General features: G+C 62.8%; 19 protein-coding genes and 1 pseudogene. 5 read left to right on the top strand and 15 right to left on the bottom strand.

The window, feature by feature from the left end; genetic code table 11:
• Nucleotides 1–7: 7 nt before the first annotated feature.
• Nucleotides 8–2,122 carry a type VI secretion system tip protein TssI/VgrG gene (locus tag NK8_RS20960; protein WP_213230474.1) on the bottom strand — a complete coding sequence of 705 codons (2,115 nt, stop codon included), beginning with the start codon at nt 2,120–2,122 and terminating at the stop codon, nt 8–10.
• Nucleotides 2,123–2,539: 417 nt separating this feature from the next.
• On the opposite strand from NK8_RS20960, the pseudogene NK8_RS20955 reads away from it, so the two are divergent.
• Nucleotides 2,540–2,722, top strand: a pseudogene (locus NK8_RS20955) (two-component sensor histidine kinase); the annotation flags it as partial.
• On the opposite strand, the gene NK8_RS20950 reads toward NK8_RS20955, so the two are convergent.
• The 11 genes from NK8_RS20950 to NK8_RS20900 all read right to left on the bottom strand — a co-directional run bounded on the left by NK8_RS20950 (nt 2,650) and on the right by NK8_RS20900 (nt 13,446).
• Nucleotides 2,650–3,351 (bottom strand): response regulator transcription factor, encoded by a 702-nt coding sequence (locus NK8_RS20950; RefSeq protein ID WP_061174998.1) that lies wholly within the window; start codon nt 3,349–3,351, stop codon nt 2,650–2,652. The pseudogene NK8_RS20955 and the gene NK8_RS20950 overlap by 73 nt on opposite strands.
• Nucleotides 3,348–4,544 carry a pyrroloquinoline quinone biosynthesis protein PqqE gene (pqqE, locus tag NK8_RS20945; RefSeq protein WP_213229438.1) on the bottom strand — a complete coding sequence of 399 codons (1,197 nt, stop codon included), beginning with the start codon at nt 4,542–4,544 and terminating at the stop codon, nt 3,348–3,350. Before pqqE ends, NK8_RS20950 begins: the two co-directional genes overlap by 4 nt.
• Before the next feature lie 4 nt (nt 4,545–4,548).
• Nucleotides 4,549–4,857, bottom strand: coding sequence for a pyrroloquinoline quinone biosynthesis peptide chaperone PqqD (pqqD, locus tag NK8_RS20940; protein WP_225936295.1), 309 nt, complete (start codon nt 4,855–4,857; stop codon nt 4,549–4,551).
• Entirely contained in the window at nt 4,854–5,588 is a 735-nt protein-coding gene (pqqC, locus tag NK8_RS20935; protein WP_225936338.1) for a pyrroloquinoline-quinone synthase PqqC, read from the bottom strand. The genes pqqD and pqqC overlap by 4 nt, the downstream gene beginning before the upstream one ends.
• A gap of 26 nt (nt 5,589–5,614) precedes the next feature.
• Nucleotides 5,615–6,535: a pyrroloquinoline quinone biosynthesis protein PqqB gene (gene pqqB / locus NK8_RS20930; RefSeq protein WP_213229436.1), complete on the bottom strand. Its 921-nt coding sequence runs from the start codon at nt 6,533–6,535 to the stop codon at nt 5,615–5,617.
• Entirely contained in the window at nt 6,532–7,104 is a 573-nt protein-coding gene (locus NK8_RS20925) for a cytochrome b (protein ID WP_213229435.1), read from the bottom strand. Before NK8_RS20925 ends, pqqB begins: the two co-directional genes overlap by 4 nt.
• A 62-nt stretch (nt 7,105–7,166) precedes the next feature.
• Nucleotides 7,167–7,988: a formylmethanofuran dehydrogenase subunit C gene (locus NK8_RS20920; RefSeq protein WP_213229433.1), complete on the bottom strand. Its 822-nt coding sequence runs from the start codon at nt 7,986–7,988 to the stop codon at nt 7,167–7,169.
• A complete protein-coding gene (gene fhcD / locus NK8_RS20915; RefSeq protein ID WP_213229431.1) occupies nt 7,985–8,926 on the bottom strand; it encodes a formylmethanofuran--tetrahydromethanopterin N-formyltransferase in 942 nt (313 codons plus the stop codon). The genes NK8_RS20920 and fhcD overlap by 4 nt, the downstream gene beginning before the upstream one ends.
• 5 nt (nt 8,927–8,931) lie before the next feature.
• Complete coding sequence (locus tag NK8_RS20910) at nt 8,932–10,632, bottom strand: formylmethanofuran dehydrogenase subunit A (protein WP_213229429.1); 1,701 nt, start codon at nt 10,630–10,632, stop codon at nt 8,932–8,934.
• Nucleotides 10,629–11,645 (bottom strand): formylmethanofuran dehydrogenase, encoded by a 1,017-nt coding sequence (locus NK8_RS20905; protein WP_367657788.1) that lies wholly within the window; start codon nt 11,643–11,645, stop codon nt 10,629–10,631. The genes NK8_RS20910 and NK8_RS20905 overlap by 4 nt, the downstream gene beginning before the upstream one ends.
• A 1,066-nt stretch (nt 11,646–12,711) precedes the next feature.
• Nucleotides 12,712–13,446 carry a HisA/HisF-related TIM barrel protein gene (locus NK8_RS20900; protein ID WP_213229425.1) on the bottom strand — a complete coding sequence of 245 codons (735 nt, stop codon included), beginning with the start codon at nt 13,444–13,446 and terminating at the stop codon, nt 12,712–12,714.
• 13 nt (nt 13,447–13,459) lie between these two features.
• Between NK8_RS20900 and NK8_RS20895 the strand changes: the two genes are divergently transcribed.
• The 3 genes from NK8_RS20895 (at nt 13,460) to NK8_RS20885 (ending at nt 16,299) form a co-directional block, all read left to right on the top strand.
• Complete coding sequence (locus tag NK8_RS20895; protein WP_213229423.1) at nt 13,460–14,500, top strand: ATP-grasp domain-containing protein; 1,041 nt, start codon at nt 13,460–13,462, stop codon at nt 14,498–14,500.
• Entirely contained in the window at nt 14,497–15,627 is a 1,131-nt protein-coding gene (locus NK8_RS20890) for a hydantoinase/oxoprolinase family protein (protein WP_213229421.1), read from the top strand. The genes NK8_RS20895 and NK8_RS20890 overlap by 4 nt, the downstream gene beginning before the upstream one ends.
• An 84-nt stretch (nt 15,628–15,711) precedes the next feature.
• Nucleotides 15,712–16,299, top strand: coding sequence for an aspartate kinase (locus NK8_RS20885; protein WP_162067908.1), 588 nt, complete (start codon nt 15,712–15,714; stop codon nt 16,297–16,299).
• A 661-nt stretch (nt 16,300–16,960) separates the two neighbouring features.
• Here NK8_RS20885 and NK8_RS20880 read toward each other — a convergent pair.
• From NK8_RS20880 to pqqA, 3 genes are all read right to left on the bottom strand, one after another.
• The gene (locus NK8_RS20880; protein WP_213229419.1) at nt 16,961–17,653 is read right to left on the bottom strand and encodes a (5-formylfuran-3-yl)methyl phosphate synthase; all 693 of its coding nucleotides are present in this window, start codon (nt 17,651–17,653) and stop codon (nt 16,961–16,963) included.
• A gap of 36 nt (nt 17,654–17,689) precedes the next feature.
• The gene (locus tag NK8_RS20875) at nt 17,690–18,256 is read right to left on the bottom strand and encodes a DUF447 domain-containing protein (protein WP_213229417.1); all 567 of its coding nucleotides are present in this window, start codon (nt 18,254–18,256) and stop codon (nt 17,690–17,692) included.
• A gap of 80 nt (nt 18,257–18,336) precedes the next feature.
• Nucleotides 18,337–18,411, bottom strand: a complete 75-nt coding sequence (gene pqqA / locus NK8_RS20870; protein WP_008354335.1) for a pyrroloquinoline quinone precursor peptide PqqA — start codon at nt 18,409–18,411, stop codon at nt 18,337–18,339.
• 322 nt (nt 18,412–18,733) lie between these two features.
• Here pqqA and NK8_RS20865 point away from each other — a divergent pair, with 322 nt between their 5' ends.
• Nucleotides 18,734–20,227: a form I ribulose bisphosphate carboxylase large subunit gene (locus NK8_RS20865; protein ID WP_061180302.1), complete on the top strand. Its 1,494-nt coding sequence runs from the start codon at nt 18,734–18,736 to the stop codon at nt 20,225–20,227.
• Nucleotides 20,228–20,288 lie beyond the last annotated feature (61 nt).

The following is a 20,288-nucleotide window of genomic DNA, read 5'->3' as shown; positions in this document are numbered from 1 at the left end:
CCCCCGTTTAATTCAGATCGATGGTGGTCGCATCGACTTTGACGGTAGTTCCGTTGATTTTGATGTCGGCGCCGGTAATCGAGATGTTGCCGCTGCTCTCCAGAACGAGTTTGGCCGCGCCCACCGTCAGTTCAAACCTATCCCCCGCAGTGATCGAGTAACTCGTACCGACCATCGTACTTTTGTGAAGACCGACTTCTTCAGCACTCGCAAGTCCGGCTGCCGTGTTGATCGCGCCGCCTACGCTGACGGCATATGCGCCACCAACAGTGAGCGCTTTCGCAAGTCCGACCGTTTCTGCCGAGGCAAGCGCGACAGCGACGCTTTGAGCACCTCCGATATTCTCATCGTGGCTTCCAGCAACCGTGATCGTCTCGTCCTTGTTTATCGATGCAACCCTGTTGCCGCCGACGGATATCGTCTCGTTGCTATCAATCGTCTTGGCACGATCCTTTGCGATATGGACGGTCTCGTTCCCTCCCACGCTCCTGTTGCGATCCGCAGCGACCGAATGCGACTCGTTGTTCTTGACGGTCGTATTCATATCCTTTTGCGCTTGCAGCCACACTTCTTCGGCGCCGTGTCTGTCCTCGAAGCGAATGCCGTTGGCTGTCTCAACATTCCCCTTCATCGAGCGCGAAAGCATGCCGCTCTGCGTCGCATTGGCCGGCAGTGGCCAAGGCGGCATCGTGCCGGCGTTATAGAGACGCCCCACGACGATTGGCCGATCTGGATCGCCGTTCTCGAAATCCACAATGACTTCATTTCCGATGCGCGGAATATTTACGCCGCCATACCCGCCGCCCGCCCACGGATACGAAACACGTACCCAGCATGACGAGTTCTGATTGTTGATCTCCGAGCGATCCCAATGAAACTTCAGTTTGATCCGGCCATATTGGTCGGTCCAGATCTCCTGCCCCGGGGGCCCCGTCACGATGGCCGTTTGCGGTCCACTCGTGCGCGGTTTCGAATAGCCCTCGCGCGGCGGACGGAACACTGTGGTCGCCGGTTGCACGACAAACGAAGAAGTGAACGAGTATTTCCCTGATCCGCTGGTCTGATCCGCCTCCGATGCATTGATCGAGGATGCGATCACTATATATTCCCGATTCGCTGCTTCGTGCGGATAGCCTTCGAGCTTGAATGTCGTGCCGCATACGATGTTACGCACGTTGCCCGAACCGCTCGCGCGCTCGCCCTGCGCGCGCACTTCTTCCATACGCAGACGCGCGAACCGCTCGCCGTGCGACGGATCGGTGAAATCGCCGGGCCACTCGTAGCGTTCAAGATCGTTGTGCGCGGTTTCCTGAGGCAACTCATTCTGTTTGATGAGCTTCGCACCCGGCTTCTTGAAGTCGAAATCATTTGTCGTCCAGCGCCCGGATTGCAGACTTCCATTCAGATCCAAATATTCGATATGCTCGACGTCGGTCCTGTGTCCGGGAGGGAAGTACCATAGTGTCTGATAGGCAACGCTCTTGACCGGCTTGTGCGCGCCAAGATGGTCAACGAGGATCATGCGGTGAAAAGTGCCACTGTGCTCGAAGAACCAGTAGATGCCGTGCTCAGCCATCAGGCGCTGGATGAAATCGAAATCCGATTCGCCATATTGAACTTGATAGTCAAGCGTCGGGTATCGTTCAGACAGACGTACATCGTACGAGTACATATAGTTTTCAAACACCTGCTCGATGATTTCGACCACCGTCTTGCGCTGAAATATCCTGAAGTCGGTACGCTGTTCGAGCAGAGACACCCAAGGCTTCAGCACCAGTTGATAGAAGCTTTGCTGATCGGATTGACCGACGAAATGCGCCTGCGTAACGATCCCGCTGATTTCCCGAATCCCTGAGCCGATGTTGGTCGCTCCAGCTGCGCCGCTCAAGCCGGTCACAAAGCTGCCCATCCCTTCAAGCTCGATAGATACGGTCAGTTCCTTGCCGATCATCGACTTCAAGTCGAGATTTGCAGCGGCATGTTCCGGTATTACCGATTCGTCGGGTGTCCGGCAATCGATCGCGTATGAATAGATGTTCGAGAGAAGCTCTTCGCCCTGAATTGATCGCAGGATCAGCGCGGGCTCGCCGGTCGGCGCAGTCGGCAGCGCCGCGCCGCTCATGGTGATGGTGCGGGTCAAGGATGTCAGCACAATAACTAAGCCTCAAGTATTGTTGTGTATAGGCAAATAGTGCTCGGTCCGAGATCGAAGGTATTTGGCGATTTCGTTGTATTGCGAAGATATGGAAACCGACCTATCGATCACTCGATATATCTAGTTTGATTGGATGATGAAACTTCACGAGTCAAAAAATCTTGCCGTTAGTCATTCATAACTTAGCAATCAAAAAATACTCTCCACATAATCAACTAAGTAATGCGAATGGAATAAGAAGAAAAATCCGAATATTTGAGGGAGAGCAAGATTCGTCAATGTTCGTTGACTTAAGGTCGGCTTTTCGCTGACGTAAAGTCGTTGACGAGGAGCAGTATGAGATCTAGCAACGCGCGCGAGGAAATTCGCGCACTCACCGACCTATCGGATCTGGGCCTGATCGGCATGCGCGAGCGCGTGGAAGCGCTCGGAGGAGAGTTTCAGATTGCGAGCGAGCCGGGGGCGGGGTTTTTGTTCTGTGCGCGCGTGCCGGCTCAGGCGGGGCTGCCGTTGCCCACTTCCGGCCCGAACGACGCAGCGGCCGACGAAGCGAAATCGGCGAAGTGAAGCCCGAGGCGATTCGCGATCTGAGCAAGCTGCACGCCATTGTCCGCGCCGAATTTCTGGCGAATCACCGATTGATGATTCGCTACCGTCTTCTGACTCAAACCCAGCTTCTCCGCGATGCTCGGCAGCGTATAACCCTGCACTAGCAGACGCAGCACCTCGAACTCGCGCGCGGACAGTTGCCGTCCCGGCGGCCCTTCCTGAATCGTCGCGCGCAACGCGAGCGCCTGTGAAATATCCGGACTCAGATAACACACGCGACGCGCAACGGCGCGCACCGCTTCGACGAGCACGTCGGGCGCGCTCGCTTTGGTGACATAGCCGCGCGCGCCGGCATCGAGCGCGCGGCGCACGAAGATCGCTTCCTCGTGCACGCTGAAGATCAGCACGCGCGCATGCGGCTCGCGCGCCAGCATGCGCCGCATCGCCTCGATGCCGCTTGCGCCGGGCAGCGCGAGGTCCATTACGACGACATCCGGCTGCAACGCGCAAAACTTCTGATAGGCCTCGGCCGCGTTTGCCGCTTCGCCCGCGACGCTCACGTCGGGACTCAGTTCGAGCAGACGCTTGTAGCCTTCACGCACGACGGCGTGATCGTCCACGAGCAGCACGGAGATGTCGGCATTCATGGTTTGTCCGCTCCTTCTTCTGAACCCTTACCGCGAGCAAGCGCCGCGATGTGCTTCGAGTTCGCATCGTTGCGAAAGACGATGGGCTGTTCCTGCGGCTCCTGCCTGATCGATGCTGCGCGCACCACTTCGATCACGCGTTCGTGATGCGGAGACTTGTCGCACACCGGATCGGCATTCGCGGGGTCCTGCGTGAGCAGATACGCCTGACAGCGGCAGCCGCCCATATCGATGGCCTTTTCGTCGCAACTGCGGCACGGCTCCTTCATCCAGCCGAAGCCGCGAAAACGGTTGAACGCATCGCTCTCATACCAGATGTCCTTGAGCGGCGTCTCGGTGACGTTCGGGAACGTGAGGCCCGGCAGCGAGCGCGCGGTGTGGCATGGCAGCGCGGCGCCGTCGGGCGCGATGCCGAGAAACACCGAGCCCCAGCCGTTCATGCAGCGCTTGGGTCTGCGCTCGTAATAATCCGGCACGACGAAAAAGATCTTGCACCTGTCGCCGATCTCGCCCCGATAGCGCTCGACGATTGCCTCCGCTTCATCGAGTTGCTCCTTGGTCGGCATGAGTTGCGCGCGGTTCGTATGCGCCCAGCCGTAATACTGCGTGTTCGCGAGTTCGAGATACTCGGCGTCCATCGCGAGCGCCATGTCGATGATGCGTCCGATATGCGGCAGGTTATAGCGATGCAGCACGCAGTTGAGCACCATCGGAAAGCCGTGCGCCTTGATGAGACTCGCGACGCGCTTCTTGTAGTCGAAGGTCTTCGTGCTGGACAGAAAGTCGTTGAGTTCCTGCGATGAATCCTGAAACGAAAGCTGGATGTGATCGAGCCCGGCGTCCTGCAATGCGCTGATGCGCTTCTCCGTCAGGCCGATGCCCGAGGTGATGAGGTTCGTATAGAAGCCGAGCTTGCGCGCCTCGCCGACGAGCGTTTCGAGATCGTCGCGCAAGAGCGGCTCGCCGCCCGAGAAGCCGAGTTGCGCCGCGCCCAGCGCGCGCGCCTGACGCAATACGTCGATCCATTGATCGGTGTCGAGTTCGCGCGTGTGATCGGCGTAGTTCACCGGGTTGTAGCAAAACACGCAATGCAGCGGACAGCGATACGTCAATTCAGCGAGCAGCCACAAGGGCGGCGCTATCGGCACGCCTTCGTGCTCGGGCTTTGCGATCGGTTCGGACAAGTCGGTCATGATGCTACTCCAGCCAGCCTCTGGCGCGCGCGCCGGCGATGAACGCCCGCACATCGTCACCGAGATTGCTCGCGTTAAACGCCTGCTCGAGATCCGCGACGAGCGCCGGGATATCGCGCGTGCCGTCGCAGCGCAAGAGAATCTGCGCCGCGCTCTGATTGAGCTTCACCATGCCTTCGGGATAGAGCAGCACATGGGCATCCTGCGCGGGCTCCCATTGCAGACGAAACAGGCGCTTTAGTTTCGGATGCAACGAATCGTCCGGTGCATCGACTGCTTCCTGCTTGCGTTGGGTCGGGTTGCTGTCGCTCATTGCGGGAAGGCCTTTTCGATCGAGTCGAGCATGGTCCACAGGATATCGAGCTTGAACTGCAGGATATCGAGCGCGCGCTGTTGCTGCTCGCGCGTTTTGAAATGCGCGAGCGTCACTTCGAGCCCGTGTTCGACATCGCGTTGCGCCAGCGACACACGCGAGCGGAAATACGAAAGTCCTTCAGGCTCGATCCATGTGTAATGCTCGGGCCACGTCGCGAGACGATCCTTGTGGATCTGCGGCGCGAACATCTCCGTGAGCGACGAGCACACCGATTCCTGCCACGGCGCGCGGCGCGCGAAGTTCACATATGCATCGACGGCGAAGCGCACGCCCGGCGTCACGAGTGTCAGCGACCAGAGATCGTCGCGCGAGAGGCCGACCGCATCGCCGAGGCGCGCCCATGCTTCGATGCCGCCGGGCTGATCGCCATGACCGTCGTGATCGAGGATGCGCAGCACCCAGCGGCGCCGCGTTTCGCGATCGGGACAGTTCGACATCACCGCTGCATCCTTCAGCGGAATGTTGATCTGATAGTAGAAGCGGTTCGCGACCCAGCCGCGTATCTGTTCTTTCGAGCAGCCGCCGCTATTCATCTTCACATTGAACGGATGATGAATGTGATACGCCGTGCCCTTCGCGCGCAATTGCGCCTCGAATTCATCGCGCGTCCATGCAGGGCCGTCGTCCTTCACGGCGGTGAAGATTGGGCCTGTGCTCGGGTTGAGCATCGGATCGGACATCGAACGGTCTCCAGTCATAGCTCGAAGCTCATGCCGTCGTGCGCGACTTCGATGCCGTGCTCCGACAGAATGCGCCTCTCCGGCCCGTCCTCGATGAGGATCGGGTTCGTGTTGTTGATATGGATCAGCACCTTGCGCACGCCCGCGCGATCGATCGAATCGAGCACGTCGATCATGCCGCCCGCGCCGCTCTGCGCGAGATGTCCCATATCCTTGCCGGTCTTTTTCGTGAGGCCGAGGCGAATCATTTCGTCGTCGGTCCACACGGTGCCATCGACGAGCAGCAGATCGGCTTCGCGCATCGCATCGAGCACGTGCGATTCGAGCGCGCCGAGTCCCGGCGCGTAGAACGCGCGCTTGCCCGTCGCGCTGTTGGTGAACATGAGGCCGATGTTGTCGCCCGTTTCCGGCGCGTCGCGATGCGGCGAATAGGGCGGCGCCTTGCTCGACAGCGGCAATGCGTCGATGCTCACGCGCGGCAGTTCCGGCACGCTGAACGATGCGCCATCGAGCGCGATGCGCCTGTGCTCGACACCGCAGTAATGCGCAAGAATCGACGTGACCGGAAAGCCGGTCGAGAGGTCCTGCCATACGGCGTCGGTCGTATAGAGCGGCAGCGGCGTGCCGCGTTCGCGCAGCATCAGAAGACCGGTGACGTGATCGATTTGCGCATCCATCGTGATGACGGCGGCGATGCCGGTGTCGCGCACGCGGCGCGCGGGCTGCAACCCGGGATTCGCCGCGATCTGCGCGAGAATGTCCGGCGATGCGTTGACGAGCAGCCAGTCCTCGCCGTTATCGGTAACAGCAATGGACGACTGCGTGCGCGCACGCGCCGCGATGGCGCCGCGCCGCACGCCGTCGCAATTGCGGCAGTTGCAGTTCCATTGCGGAAAGCCGCCGCCCGCCGATGATCCCAGCACGCGAATTTTCAAGGCAGCATCCTCCGCAGGAGACCGTCGCGATCCACGAGTTGATGTTTCATCGCGCCGAGAAAATGCACCACGATCAGCGCGGCCATGATCCACGCGATCGTCCCGTGGATGCCGAAGAAGATCTCGCGCAGATGCTTGTCGTCCCAGCCCCATTGAGGCAGCGCGAGACCCCAGAATTTCGTGCCGAATTTGTTGAACGACGAGCCGAGATAACCGGTGAGCGGCATCCCCACCATGCCTGCGTATAAAAGAGCCTGCGTAATGCTCGCGGCGGCGCGTTGCCACGTCGGCATCGGCGGCAGAGGCGGCCGGCCATAAGCCAGGCGTACCAGGATGCGCATCAGCACCAGCAGGAAAACCGTGATTCCAAGCGACTTGTGGAAGTTGATAAGGTCCGATTTGAACGGCAGGCCGCGCGGCAGCCCGACCATATAGAAGCCGACGCACAGCATCGCGATGATCGCAATCGCGATCAGCCAGTGCAGCGCGATCAACGGGCGTGCGTAGCGAACGCCCGCGGCATCGATGCTGCCGTTGCGTGACGTTGCGTCAGTCCGCGCAGTGCTCATGACATCTCTCCCGTGAAAATGGTTTTCGTTCTCCAGGATACAGGTCCATTTTTATCGCCAGGCTAACGATTGGCGATCAGCAATTCCCCCCGTCCGTCCACCGCGAGGTCGCCTGCGTAGCGGCGCGGCAACATCTTGCCCGCGAGTTGCGAAAAGGGTGCGATTTCGCGCGCGAGCATGCGCGTGAGAAGCAGCCAGAACACGTCGAAGCCGCGCCCGCCTTCGGTGAAGGTCGGCGGGATGCGAGATGGCGCGTTTGTCAGCAACAGCGTGCCGCGCCGCATGCCGTATCCCAAGTGTGCGCCCACTTTCCCGCCGATGCAGACCGTGCCCGCGACGAGCCGTGACGCGGCGAAATCGCCCGCATCGCCCGCGACGAGCACCGTGCCGCGCCGCATGCGGTCCGCGAGGCGCGCGCCCGCGTTGCCGTGAATCGCGAGCGTGCCGCCGCTCATGCCTTCCATGTCGCCGGGCAGCGCCGCAGCGGCGAACTCGCCGGCGTTGCCGTGAATCGAAAGCCGTCCGCCCTGCATTTCACACGCGCTGTAAGCGCCCGCGTCGCCATATATGTATAACTCGCCGCCGGACATCTTCATGCCCGCATGGTCGCCCGCCGCGCCATGCACCGTCAGCGTGCCTCGATCCATGTTCGCGCCGATGTTGTCGAGCCAGCGCGCGTCGCCCTCGATCGTGAGCGCGGGCGTGTCGGCTTGTTCCAGCGCGATATCGAAGAGATCGCCGAGTGCGCACGTTTCGCCCGCGCCTTGCAGCACGAGGCGCGGCAACTCGGTCCGCGATACGGCCGCGAGCGACGCAGGCAGTAATTTCGACCCATCGACGCGAAAGCCTGGCGCACTTTTTACGCGCAACGTGATCGCGTTCATGCGCGGCTCCCGTCGATATCCTTCGACAATTCATGCAGCTTGAAGTGATACGGCCCGAGCTTGCCGCCGTAATTGCCGGCGGAAACGCGCAGCACGCCGCCCGCGCGCCCGATCTTCGTCGCGGCCGCGATGCCCGCTGTCATGGCCGCACCGACATCTGCGTCGGTGAGGCCGTCGATCACGATTTCGAGCACGCACGCGACATCCGGCGTCAGCTCGCTCTTCTTCGACAAACCGACGAGCGTCGGGCAGAACGCATCGTTGGTGGACGCGCTCGCGCCCGCGTACTTCGAGCCGATCTTCGATCCCGAGCGCACCACGCCGCCCGGAAACGGCGTAATGATGTTCGGCAACGCGTGCATCGCGGCGACCGCTGATTCAGCGGCGTGCAACGCGCTATCCGTGTCGCGCGCTAGAAACAGCAGATTGCCGCCGCCCACCGCTTTCACCGTCGCGGTGAATTCTTCGCAGACGAACTCGCCGTCCATCACGGGCACGCGCCAGTAGCGTGTGCCGTCGAGCATTTTCGATATCTGATAACCGTCGCCGAAGAAACGCAGGCCCGCGCCGAGCGGCGCGTTGTCGGAGAGCGGCGCGCGCGTCGTCGCCGGATCGATGCCGCCGAACACGGCCGTGGTCGGGCATGTCAGCACGCATTGGCCGACGCGCCGCGCGATTTGCTTGGCCAGTTCCTTCGACGATATCGCGAAGATCAGCACCGCGACGCCTGGCCTGCCATCCGGCGTTTCGTCGGCTGAAAGATCGCGCTCGATGCCCGCTTCGCAGCCGCAATCGATGACGGACGTGGCAAAGCCGGTCAGCGAATTGGCCGCATGCCGCGCCCAGGTCGGGGTATGCGCGGTGATTACGAGGCGTGTCGCCTTCATCGGGAAGGCTTCGGCGAAGGTGTCGTCGATCTGCGTGTCGTTGATCCGCATGCGATCTAGCCTCCGCTCGCGGCGAAGCATGCAACCGGCAGGAGCCTGCCGCCGTTGCAGCATGCGCAGATTTCGTCGTCGCCGATGGCGATGTTCTCGAAGCGCGTCGCGAGATTCGCCTGCGCATAATCGCGCACGCGCTTTTCGATCGCGCGGTCGTACTCGGGGCTGACGTAATGAATGCCGCCCGTGGGCGTCGCGAGCAGCGTGCCGTCGCGCGCGATCAGCGCGCCGTCCTTGAACACATACGCGGGCGATGTGAACATGCGTTCGCGATCGGCGTCGTCGCGATACACGGCGATATCCGCCGCCGCGCCCGCGCCGAGATGGCCGCGATCCGTGAGGCCGAGCAGCTTCGCGGGACCGGCGCGCGTGATGATGGCGATGTCGTACAGCGAGAACTCGCGCGTGATCCCGCTTAGCGCGCTTGCGGTTTTCGCATCGGCGTGAAGCGTATCGAGCTGCGCGTCGCGGAAGGACTTGTCCATCAGCAGACGGATCAGGTGCGGATAGCTCGTGAAGGGCGCGCCATTCGGATGATCGGTCGTCATCGACACGCGCCACGGGTCGTCGACGAGCAGGAAGATTTCCAGCCCGATGATCCATTGCAGCGCGTTCACGAAGCTTTGCTCGCGATACTTGAACGGCACGACGCCGCAGCCCGCATCGCATTCGATATCGCCGAGCACCCATTTGCGCGGCCGGGCCATCGGCGCGTTTTTGAACTGCATCATGGTGTCGCCGGATGCGGTGACCGTCTGACCGAAGATGATCTGGCCGACATCGATCGTCACGTTGGGCCGCGCGTTCACCGCTTCGGCGATCGCGCGCGCGCCGGATGAAAACTTGCGCGGGCCTTCGGTGCCGTAGCTGTGGAACTGGATGTGCGTCAGATGAATGGGCAGACCTTCTGCCGTATCCATCGTCCTGATCGTCGATTCGAGATTGCCCGGCACGCCGAGATTGCTCGCGTGGACATGCAGCGGGTGCGGCACGCGCAGCTCGGTGAGTGCGCGCGTGAGCGTTTTCAGGACATCGCGCGGCGTGATGCCGTAATGCACGTGTTTTTCATCGACATCGAGCGAACGCTGATTGAACTTGAACGCCGAGATGCCGCCGGGATTCACCACTTTCACGCCGAGCGCCTTGCTCGAATCGATGGTCCAGCCGACGTAATCGCGCAGGCGCTCGAAGTCTTCGTTCGCGGCAAGCATTTGCAGGAAGAGTTCGTCGTTGCCCATCATCACGTAGGCGCCGTGATCGATGATCGGCGTGTCGCCCATTTCCAGATGCGCGTGGCGCGCGTTCGACGCGATCATCGCGGGCTCGAACGCGGCCGTGTAGCCCATTTCCGCGTAGCGATAGCCGGCCGCGAGCGTGCCCGGCGCACAGACGCCGCACGACGGCAGGCGCATATAGCGGCCTTCGTTCGGACGATCGGGCACGGCGCGCGGATCGTCGCGATGATCTTCCGGCAGCAGCAGGCGCGACAGATTCGTCTTGCCGCCGCCGATATGCGAATGCAGATCGATGCCGCCCGCCATTACGACCATGCCGTTCGCGTCGAAATCGCGCTCGGGCGCGATGGATTCGCCGTTCGCGTTATGGACGATGCGGCCGTCGCGGAAATAGATATCGCGCTTTTCGCCATCGACGCCGTTGGCCGGATCGTAGAGCGTGCCGCCCTTCAGGCGCGTGAGGCTCATGACGGCCTCCCTGCCTGCGCGAGCCGCGCTGCGATCGATGCGACCGTCGGCAGGCCGGTGTCGCGCGCGGCGGTGAGCGGCGCGACGACCGAGGTATCGATGCGAAACAGATGTCCGCCGCTGTCGATGCCCGGAATCGCGACGGGTATGAAGACGGTCGGGCCGGTGCGCGCGGGCAGTTGCATCGACGGATGGCCGAGGATGATTGCGGGCGTGCTGTCATCGAGCGATGCGGGCAATGGCTCGGGCGTGAAGCTCGAAATCCAGACGAGCGCATCGGTTTCGCCGCGGCTCAGGAGCGTTTCAGTGCGATAGCGATGTGCATCGTGATCGAGCGGCAGGCCGTATGCGACGCGCGTGCGCAGCGGAAAGCCCGAAAGCCACGTTACGGCCTGATTGACGGATGCGGCGCCGTCGTCGCCGGTCAATGCCAGTGCACCGGCGCGCGCGGTGCGGTTGAGCGCCTTGACGATGCGTTGCAATGCCTCGATTGCGAGCGCCGCATGTTTGGTCGACAGCGTCGAAGGCTCGTAGATGAACGCGGTGTACTGCGCAGAATGGATGCGCTCAGTCAGCGCGACGATTTCGTGTGCCGGAATAGGGCGGCCGCCTTCGACGTGCGCGGACCAGAGCGCGAGCGTATCGAAGGGATCGGCGCCGGGCAGGATCGATTCGGTGTGGGCGTTCGCTGCTTTGTCGATGTCACATCCGACGAATACGATGCTCACATCGTGTCCTGCGCCGATTGCGCGCTCGTAGAAGCGCGGATAGCGTCGTGATGGCTCGCACGCGAACACGACGACGAGATCGGCGCGTGAGCGCACTTCCGAGAGCGTCGTGAAGAAGGCGCCGCGGTCTTGCAAGGCGCGGTTGCTGTCGGCGAGCGTGTCGCCGTGCAGATGATCGAGGATGGCGCCGTGTTGCGCCGCGAGTTCATAGAGCGCGCGTGCGCCGGCTACGTCGGTCGCGAGTCCACCGAACAGCGGCCGCCGTGCGTTGGACAGGATCGCCACGGCTCGCGAGAGCGCCGACGCGAGATCGGTGGGTTGACCGTCGATCGTTGGGCTTCGATTTGCGTCGTGTGGGGCGACTTGGGCAAGTGATGCCCTTAGCCTTTCGCAGGCGGTCTGCGGTGCTGACAGGCCGTGGGCGGCGGTGGGTGCGAGCGTGACGTCGTCGCATAGCATTGGGCAGAACGGACAGGTCCAGGGTTTTGTGGCTGCGGCCTGAGGGTTCTGTGTCGTGGGGGTGGCGGGCATGGTCGTGCTTTTAAGCAAGGCTTATGCCGGTTTGGGGTTCTGCTTGCGCTTGTTGTTGTCGCTGGATCCCGTTTTCGCGTCGGTTTATTAGCGTTGCCCCTGTGCGGGGCGGCAGTCACTTTCTTTGCTGCTGCAAAGAAAGTAACCAAAGAAAGCAGCTTGAGCCGCCCGCGGTAATACGCAATTTGGGTGTTTTTCTCATCGTTCGTGGCCTCCGTAGCGAGTGCCCTCATAGGCCCCTTCGGGCTTGGACCGCGCACGGTCTGTCACATCGCGCCGCGCGCGTGACTGGTTCAGCACGAAATGGCTCCGGCCCGCTTCGCGGCCGATGGGTCAATCGGGTCTGCATGGGCTTCTGCGTTTCTCTTTTTTCGTCGGTTTTCCCTTGCATACCCAACGGCAGCGCGAAGCGCTGTGCCGAAGCTATTTCGTGCTGAACCAGCGCGTTCAAACGAATAGCACGTCAGACCGTGCGCGGTCCACGCCCGAGGTGGCCTACGAGGGCACTCGCTACAGACGCCACGAGCGAGGAGAAGAACACCCAAATTGCGTGTGACCGCGGGCGTCTCGAGCTGCTTTCTTTGGTTACTTTCTTTGCAGCAGCAAAGAAAGTGACTGCCGCCCCGCACAGGGGCAACGCTAATAGACCGACACCAACACGGGATCCGGCGACAAACAAGCGCAAGAAGCAAAAACAAGAACAAAAACCTGCTCCGCATTGCAACACACTGTCACCCATGCATCACCCGATGCAACACCTCCTTGCCAAAGGATTACACCAAAACCAAAGCCCAGGCCCCTTGGCATGGATATTGAGAGTTCACCCCTCCAAAGCTCCGCGATGCACATCGCCCCGACCCACGTTGCCATCGTGAATCGCGGAAGCCACGAGCCACGCATCGGCGCCGCTACGCGCAGCGAGTTCGAGATCGGCGCAATCGCGGATACCTCCCGCACCGATCACCTCGCGCGCACCGGCAAGCGCGCGCACGTCGGCGAAGGTATCGAGATCGGGCCCGGCATACGCGCCCACGTGATCGAGCGTCATCACGATCACGCGCGACGGCCACCACGCGCTCTCGACATGCGTTGACCCAAGCGCGCGGCCGCCGCGATAGTCGAGCGACAGGATCGGCTCGAAGCCGCCAGCCGATGCCTGCGCGATCGCGCCGATGTCGAGCAGGGTTTCGGTGCCGAACACGGGCACGATCGCCGCCGGCGATGCGGACCGCGTCAGCCGCACGACGCGTTCGACGAGCGCACGCATCGGCGCGAACGCGGTGAAGCCCGCGTCGAGCCAGATGCGCGAGTCCCCGCCGAGGGCGTCGCATAGCGCGGCGAGCGCGTGGTCGTGCGCGCCGCGCTGCAGGATCGCGCCCAGATCGGCGACGTACAAGGTGCGCGCGCCGGTGGCGGCGACGAGCGCGCGGGCGATCGCAACCGGATCGCTCGTCGCGCACAACGAAGACTGGATCGGCCGATAGCGCGAACGCTCGCCTCGCACGGCGCGCACCGCGTGGCCGTCGAGCAGATCGAGAACGGGTATCACCTGCATGGATGGCTTTCCTTTGACCAAGATCTTCGTATTCGAGTATCTCACCGGCGGCGGCATCGATCCGGACGCGGCAGGCGCAGGCAGCCTCGCCGATCTCTCCGCGCTGATCGTCGAAGGCCGCGTGATGCGCGACGCCATCGCCGCCGATCTGCGCGCGCTGCCGGGCATCGACGTAACCGTCGCAAGCTCGCGCTTCGAACAGGTCGATGACACGCAAGGCTTCGTGCGCCCGCAGCCCGGAGAGCCGGTCATACGCTTCGTCGCCCGCGTGGCGCGCGAACATGACTATGCCTGCATCGTCGCGCCCGAATGCGACGGGCTGCTGCTCAAGCTTTACGATGCCGTCGGCCAGGCGCGCTGGCTCGGCTGCGCGAAGGAAGCGATCCGCGCGGCGTCGAGCAAAAGCGCGACGGCCGCGTGTCTCGCCGCGCGCAGCATTGCCGCGACGCCCGCGCTCGAACCCGAAAACGCGGCCGCGGCGATCGGTCGCCGCTGGGTCGTCAAGCCCGACGACGGCGCGGGCGGCCTCGACACCTACGTCTACGACGATCTCGCCGCCGCGCGCGCCGAATACGAAGCGCGCGCGGAAGCGGGCCGCAATCCCGTGCTGCAGGAATGGATCGACGGCGAGCCGCTGAGTCTTTCGCTGATCTGCCGGGAACGGCTGTCGCGGCTCGTCAGCATCAATCGCCAGCGCATCGGCCTGTCGGACGCGGCGGGCTCGGGGCGGCGCGAGCGCATCGTGCAGTTCGATGGCGTCGATGTCGATCGCATCGACCGGCATGGTCCGCAAGGGCGCGCGCTCGAACGGCTGGCCTTGCGCGTCGCCGAGGCGTTTCCGGGTTTGCGCGGCTTCGCGGGCATCGATGTCGTGTGGCATCCGGAGCGCGGGCCGGTCGTGATCGAGGTGAATCCGCGTCTGACGGTCGCGTATGCGGAACTCAGCCGGCGCGGCGGCAGGAATCTCGCGGCCGAGCTGCTCGCGGCGCATCGCGTGCCCGGCTTCGACGGCGATGCCGGATTGCTGCGCGCATGTGGCGGAGCGGCATCATGACGGCGTCGGCATCGAACGATGCAGCGGTTTTCGGCTGGGACGTGGGCGGCGCGCACGTCAAGGTGTCGATGGTGACGCGCGCGGGCGCGCTCGCCGATGTCGCGCAATGGGCGTGTCCGCTGTGGCAGGGCATCGCGCATCTGGAGCGCGCGATCGACGGCGTGTTCGAGCGCTGGCCCGTCGCCGCCGATGCATCGGCGCGCCATGCCGTCACGATGACGGGTGAAATGGTCGATCTCTTCGCCGACCGCGCCGAGGGCGTGCACATCCTTACCCGCACGCTCGCGCAACGTCTCGGCGCACGCACCCTGTTCTACGCCGGCGCTGCGGGCTGGCTCGCGCGCTCCGCGTGTCCGGACCGATGGCGCAGCGTCGCGTCGGCGAACTGGCTCGCGACCGCGCAATGGGTCGCGACGTGCATGCCGGATGCGTTGCTCGTCGATATCGGCAGCACGACGACGGACATCATTCCGATCGTCGGCGGCCGTGTCGCCGCGCGCGGTTCGAACGACGCCGCGCGGCTCATCAGCGGCGAGCTCGTGTATCAGGGCGTCGTACGCACGCCATTGTGCGGGGTTGCGCATCGCATCGCGTTTCGCGGCGAGACGACCGGCGTGATGAACGAATGGTTCGCGACGACCGCGGATGTCTATCGGCTGACGGGCGAGCTGTGGCCCGAGCACGATCAGCATCCGAGCGCCGACAACGGACCGAAGACGGAAGCGGCGAGCCGGGCGCGCATTGCCAGGATGATCGGCCGCGACGCCGCCGATGCGAGCGATGGCGAATGGCGCCGCTTCGCGCAAAGCTGGCGGCACGAACAGTTGCGCACGCTCGAAGCGAATCTCGCGCGCGTGATCGCGCAGGATGCGGCGCTGGCCGCCGCGCCGATCGTGGGCGCGGGGTGCGGGCGCTTTTTGGCGGCGGCGCTGGCGCGGCAGGAGGCGCGCGGTTTTGTCGATTTCGCGCGGCTGGCGGGTGCCGCGCATGACGACACGACGCGCGCCGAATGGGTATCGACGTGCGCGCCGAGCGTGGCGGTGGGGCTGCTGGCGTCGATGGCGTCGAAGGGCGCGGCAGGCAACGAGACGCGTCCATACGACGATGCGTCGCCGCGCGCGGCGTGATAGCGTGCGGGATATAGCGAGACGAAGACGTGGTAAGGAACCGGGTGCGTGGCCCGGCGGCATGATCGAACGAGGACAGGAATCATGTGGGTGGTGAAGATCGGGGGTAGCCTCGGTCACGACCCGGCGCTGCGCGAGTGGTTGACGCGGCTTTGGGAAGTGGGCGGAGGGCGCGTCGTGATCGTGCCGGGCGGCGGCGACTTCGCGGATGCGGTGCGGCAGTATCAGCACGAATGGCAGTTCGACGATCTGGCCGCCCATAACATGTGCCTGCTCGCGATGGCGCAATACGCGATTCTGATGCAGGGCGTGGTGCCGGAGTTGATGCTGGCGTCGAACGAGGATCGCATTCGGCGTGCGTTGCGGGATGGGCGTGTGGCGGTCTGGGTGCCGACTGATCTGATGCGCTCGACGCCCGATTCGATGACCAACTGGGAGACTACGTCGGATAGCCTGGCGGCGTGGCTCTCTTCTTCGCTCAATGCGGAGCGGTTGATGATCGTTAAGTCTTGTGAGGTGGATGCTGGTGCTTCGATGGAGACGCTGGCCGCGAAAGGCATCGTGGATCGGCGGTTTCCCGCTTTTGTGCGGGATGCCAATTATGTGGTTGAGATTTTTGGTAAGGGCGATGCGGGGGTTATGAGGGATCGGTTGCTTAATGTGGCGGTTTAACGGGTTGGGTTTTGGGTTTTGATTTTCGCCGGATCCCGTGTTCGCGTCGGTCTATTGGTGTTGCCCCTGTGCGGGGCGGCAGTCACTTTCTTTGCTGCTGCAAAGAAAGTAACCAAAGAAAGCAGCCCGATACGCCCGCGGTCACACGCAATTTGGGTGTTCTTCTCGTTGTTCGTGGCCTCTGTAGCGAGTGCCCTCGTAGGCCTAACCGGGCTTGGACCGCGCACGGTCTGTCACATCGCAGCACGTGCGCGACTGGTTCAGCACCAAATAGCTCCGGCCCGCTTCGCGGCCGACGGGTCAATCGGGTCTGCGTGTGCTTCTGCGCTTCTCATTTCTCGTCGGTTTCCCTCGCATACCCATCGGCAGCGCGTAGCGCTGTGCCGGAACTCTTTTGTGCTGAACCAGCGCACTAGAAAAACTAGCTTGTCAGACCGTGCGCGGTCCAAGCCCGATTAGGCCTACGAGGGCACTCGCTACAGAGGCCACGAACAACGAGAAGAACACTCAAATTGCGTGTGACCGCGGGCGTCTCGAGCTGCTTTCTTTGCCTACTTTCTTTGCAGCAGCAAAGAAAGTAGGTGCCGCCCCGCACAGGGGCAACGCTAATAGACCGACACGAAAACAGGATTCCATAGAAGCCCAGGCGAACCACCTGACCCTAACCTCCAACCCCATGCAATACCCGAACCCACTTCTCAACGCGCCTGGGATCAAGCCTCCCCCCGCGTCCTTCGCGTTCCTCACATAAAGCCCCACGAAACCCGGCAATATCCGGCGAGAGCATAAGAATCCTGTCCCGATCATCCCAACGCAGGGACCCGGCGACCGCGGTCATCACGCCTTTCGACCGCGCATCCGCGATGCACCCCGCCAGCACCCCGACATCGACGCAATCGAACAACGTCCGCCCGTCCTTCAGCGCCGTATCGAACACGATGCCCACAAAACCCAACTGCGCCGCAAGCACAGCAAGCTCACGATCCACGCCATCGTCCGACAGCAACACCGGCACGACCGCCGCCGGCAAGCTCGCCAGATGCCGCAGGCACGCAACAGCCCCCGCCCCCGGCGATACCCCCACCTTCACATAATCGACGCCAGCCGCCGCGACATCGAGCACCCGCGCGGTAATCTCGTCGAGCGCATCGTTGGGCAAATCGCCGATGGTCGCGCTGATCGGCCGCACCGCATATCGCGCGCGCAACTCCCGCACGATCCGCGCGATCTCGCCGATCGCGACACCTCCAAGCGCCCCCGCGCTCGGCTCCTTCAGGTCGATCAGTTCGGCGCCGGCGTTCGCGGCATCGAATGCTTCGTCGGCCGAGCGGACGCTCGCGAGCAATGCGGTCATCGTCGAAACTCCAGAGGGTTTGCTACGGAAACAGCGTCAGGTCAGCGCCTTCGCGCGATGCGCCTCGATCGCGCGCAATATCCATTGCCACGCCTCGCGCTCGGCGTCGCCCGCGGTCTTGTCGATTGCGATGCGCAGATACCCGATCTCGCTATCCACCTTCTCAGCCGGCAACATGAAGAGCCGGCTCACGAGAATCGCGCCTTCGACGACCGCCGCCTGCGCACGATTGAAGCCTGCAAACGGCGCATGGTTTGCGCGATGCACGCATTCCATGCGCAATATGGGACGCGTTTCGTCGTCGAGTATTTCGGCGAGACGCAGCTCAGTGTGCGCGAGCGTCGTCGCGAGCCGCACGCTCGGAACGGTGTCCGCCGCGACCGTCGGCCAGTCGCGCGCGAAGCCCGTCACGCAGCCGGCGAAGACGCGCACGTCCGTCGTGAAGTTGATCACGGCGCTCTTTGTGGAGAGCACGTTGTCGAGCGTCGTCGATGGACGGAACGGCGCGAGAATCGCGAAGCCTTCTTCGAAGCGCACGCCCATCGGCGCGATGTGCGGCCGGCCATCGCGGTCCGCAGTCGTGACGATGGTTTCGAAAATCATGATGGTCGGCCAGGGAATTCGTGACCGCACGAAAGAACCGCGAAACGCATGGGCGCGGCTTCGTGCGGGTTGGCCCGCATTCAGCGGGTAGCGATATACATCGTGATCTCAAAGCCAAAACGCATATCGGTGAAGCTAGGGGTAGTCCATTGCATGGGCGTTCCTCCATCTGAGTAGGTTGATGTCGCTTCAATCATATGCCGATGCAGACGCCGGCCATTCGAAGATGCAAGCGCCATGCCAGTGACATGAAGCGGATGCCGAAGAGCGCCGCTTGCGCTGCGTGCAACTCGACTGTGACGGAATCAGAACAAAGTGTCCCATCCGGTGATCGATGTTCGCATCAGGGCAAATCCGGAATAAGGCATTGCTTATGCCCGCACAAGTTAATCGTGAATTCCTTTCCTCGCGGCCACTGCTTACTCTGCAATCACAGCAGGCGCAGGTCTCTTTCACCGTCACTGTCGAGGAAACGGAATGAACGACTTCAGCAAGGCCGCCGTCGAGGCGGCGCGCAATCCGTCCGATCCGCGCTCGCGCTATGCGGCCGGCGTCATGAAGTATCGCGAGATGGGCTACTGGCAGCCCGACTACACGCCGAAGGACACCGACGTCATCGCGCTCTTTCGCATCACGCCGCAAGCGGGCGTCGAGCCCGAGGAAGCGGCGGCCGCCGTGGCGGGGGAATCGTCGACGGCGACATGGACCGTCGTCTGGACCGACCGCCTCACCGCGTGCGACATGTATCGCGCGAAGGCGTATCGCGTCGAACTGGTGCCCAACGCGCGCGCCGACGAGCCGCAGTACTTCGCGTACATCGCTTACGAGCTCGATCTGTTCGAGGAAGGATCGGTCGCGAACCTGACGGCGTCGATCATCGGCAATGTGTTCGGCTTCAAGCCGCTCAAGGCGCTGCGTCTCGAGGACATGCGTATTCCGGTTGCGTATCTGAAGACGTTTCAGGGACCGCCGACGGGCATCATCGTCGAGCGCGAGCGGCTCGACAAGTACGGGCGGCCGCTGCTCGGCGCGACGGTGAAGCCGAAGCTCGGTTTGTCGGGCAAGAACTATGGGCGCGTGGTGTATGAAGGGCTGAAGGGCGGGCTCGATTTTCTGAAGGACGATGAGAACATCAACTCGCAGGCGTTCATGCACTGGCGCGACCGCTATCTGTTCGCGATGGAAGCGGTGAGCCGCGCGCAGGCCGAAACCGGCGAAATGAAGGGTCACTATCTGAACGTGACCGCCGGGACGATGGAGGACATGTACGAGCGCGCGGAGTTCGCGAAGGAACTGGGCTCGTGCATCGTGATGATCGATCTCGTGATCGGCTGGACCGCGATCCAGTCGATGTCGAAGTGGGCGCGCCGCAATGACATGATCCTGCATCTGCATCGCGCGGGGCATGGGACTTATACGCGGCAGCGCAATCATGGCATCTCGTTTCGCGTGATTGCGAAGTGGCTGCGCATGGCCGGCGTGGATCACGCCCATGCGGGCACGGCAGTGGGCAAACTGGAAGGCGATCCGTTGTCGGTGCAGGGGTACTACAACGTGTGCCGCGAGGCGCGCAATGAAGTCGATCTGTCGCGCGGGATTTTCTTCGATCAGCCTTGGGCGGGATTGCGGAAAGTGATGCCCGTGGCGTCGGGCGGCATTCACGCTGGGCAGATGCATCAACTGCTCGATCTCTTTGGCGATGACTGCATTCTGCAATTCGGTGGCGGCACGATCGGGCATCCGCAAGGGATTCAGGCCGGGGCGACGGCCAATCGCGTCGCGCTCGAGGCGATGGTCAAGGCGCGGAATGAAGGGCGGGATATCGCCAATGAAGGGCTGGATATTCTCGATGCCGCTGCGCGTGGGTGTACGCCGTTGAGGCAGGCGCTCGAGACCTGGCGCGATGTCACTTTCAATTATGCGTCGACGGATACGCCGGATTTTGCTGTTACTGCTTCGGCTTCGGTTTGATGCTTATTGTTGTCGCCGGATCCCGTGTTCGTGTTGGTTTATTGGCGTTGCCCCTGTGCGG

This window comes from Caballeronia sp. NK8 (assembly GCF_018408855.1).
GTDB lineage: Bacteria > Pseudomonadota > Gammaproteobacteria > Burkholderiales > Burkholderiaceae > Caballeronia.
This window is presented reverse-complemented; position numbering and strand designations above follow the sequence as displayed.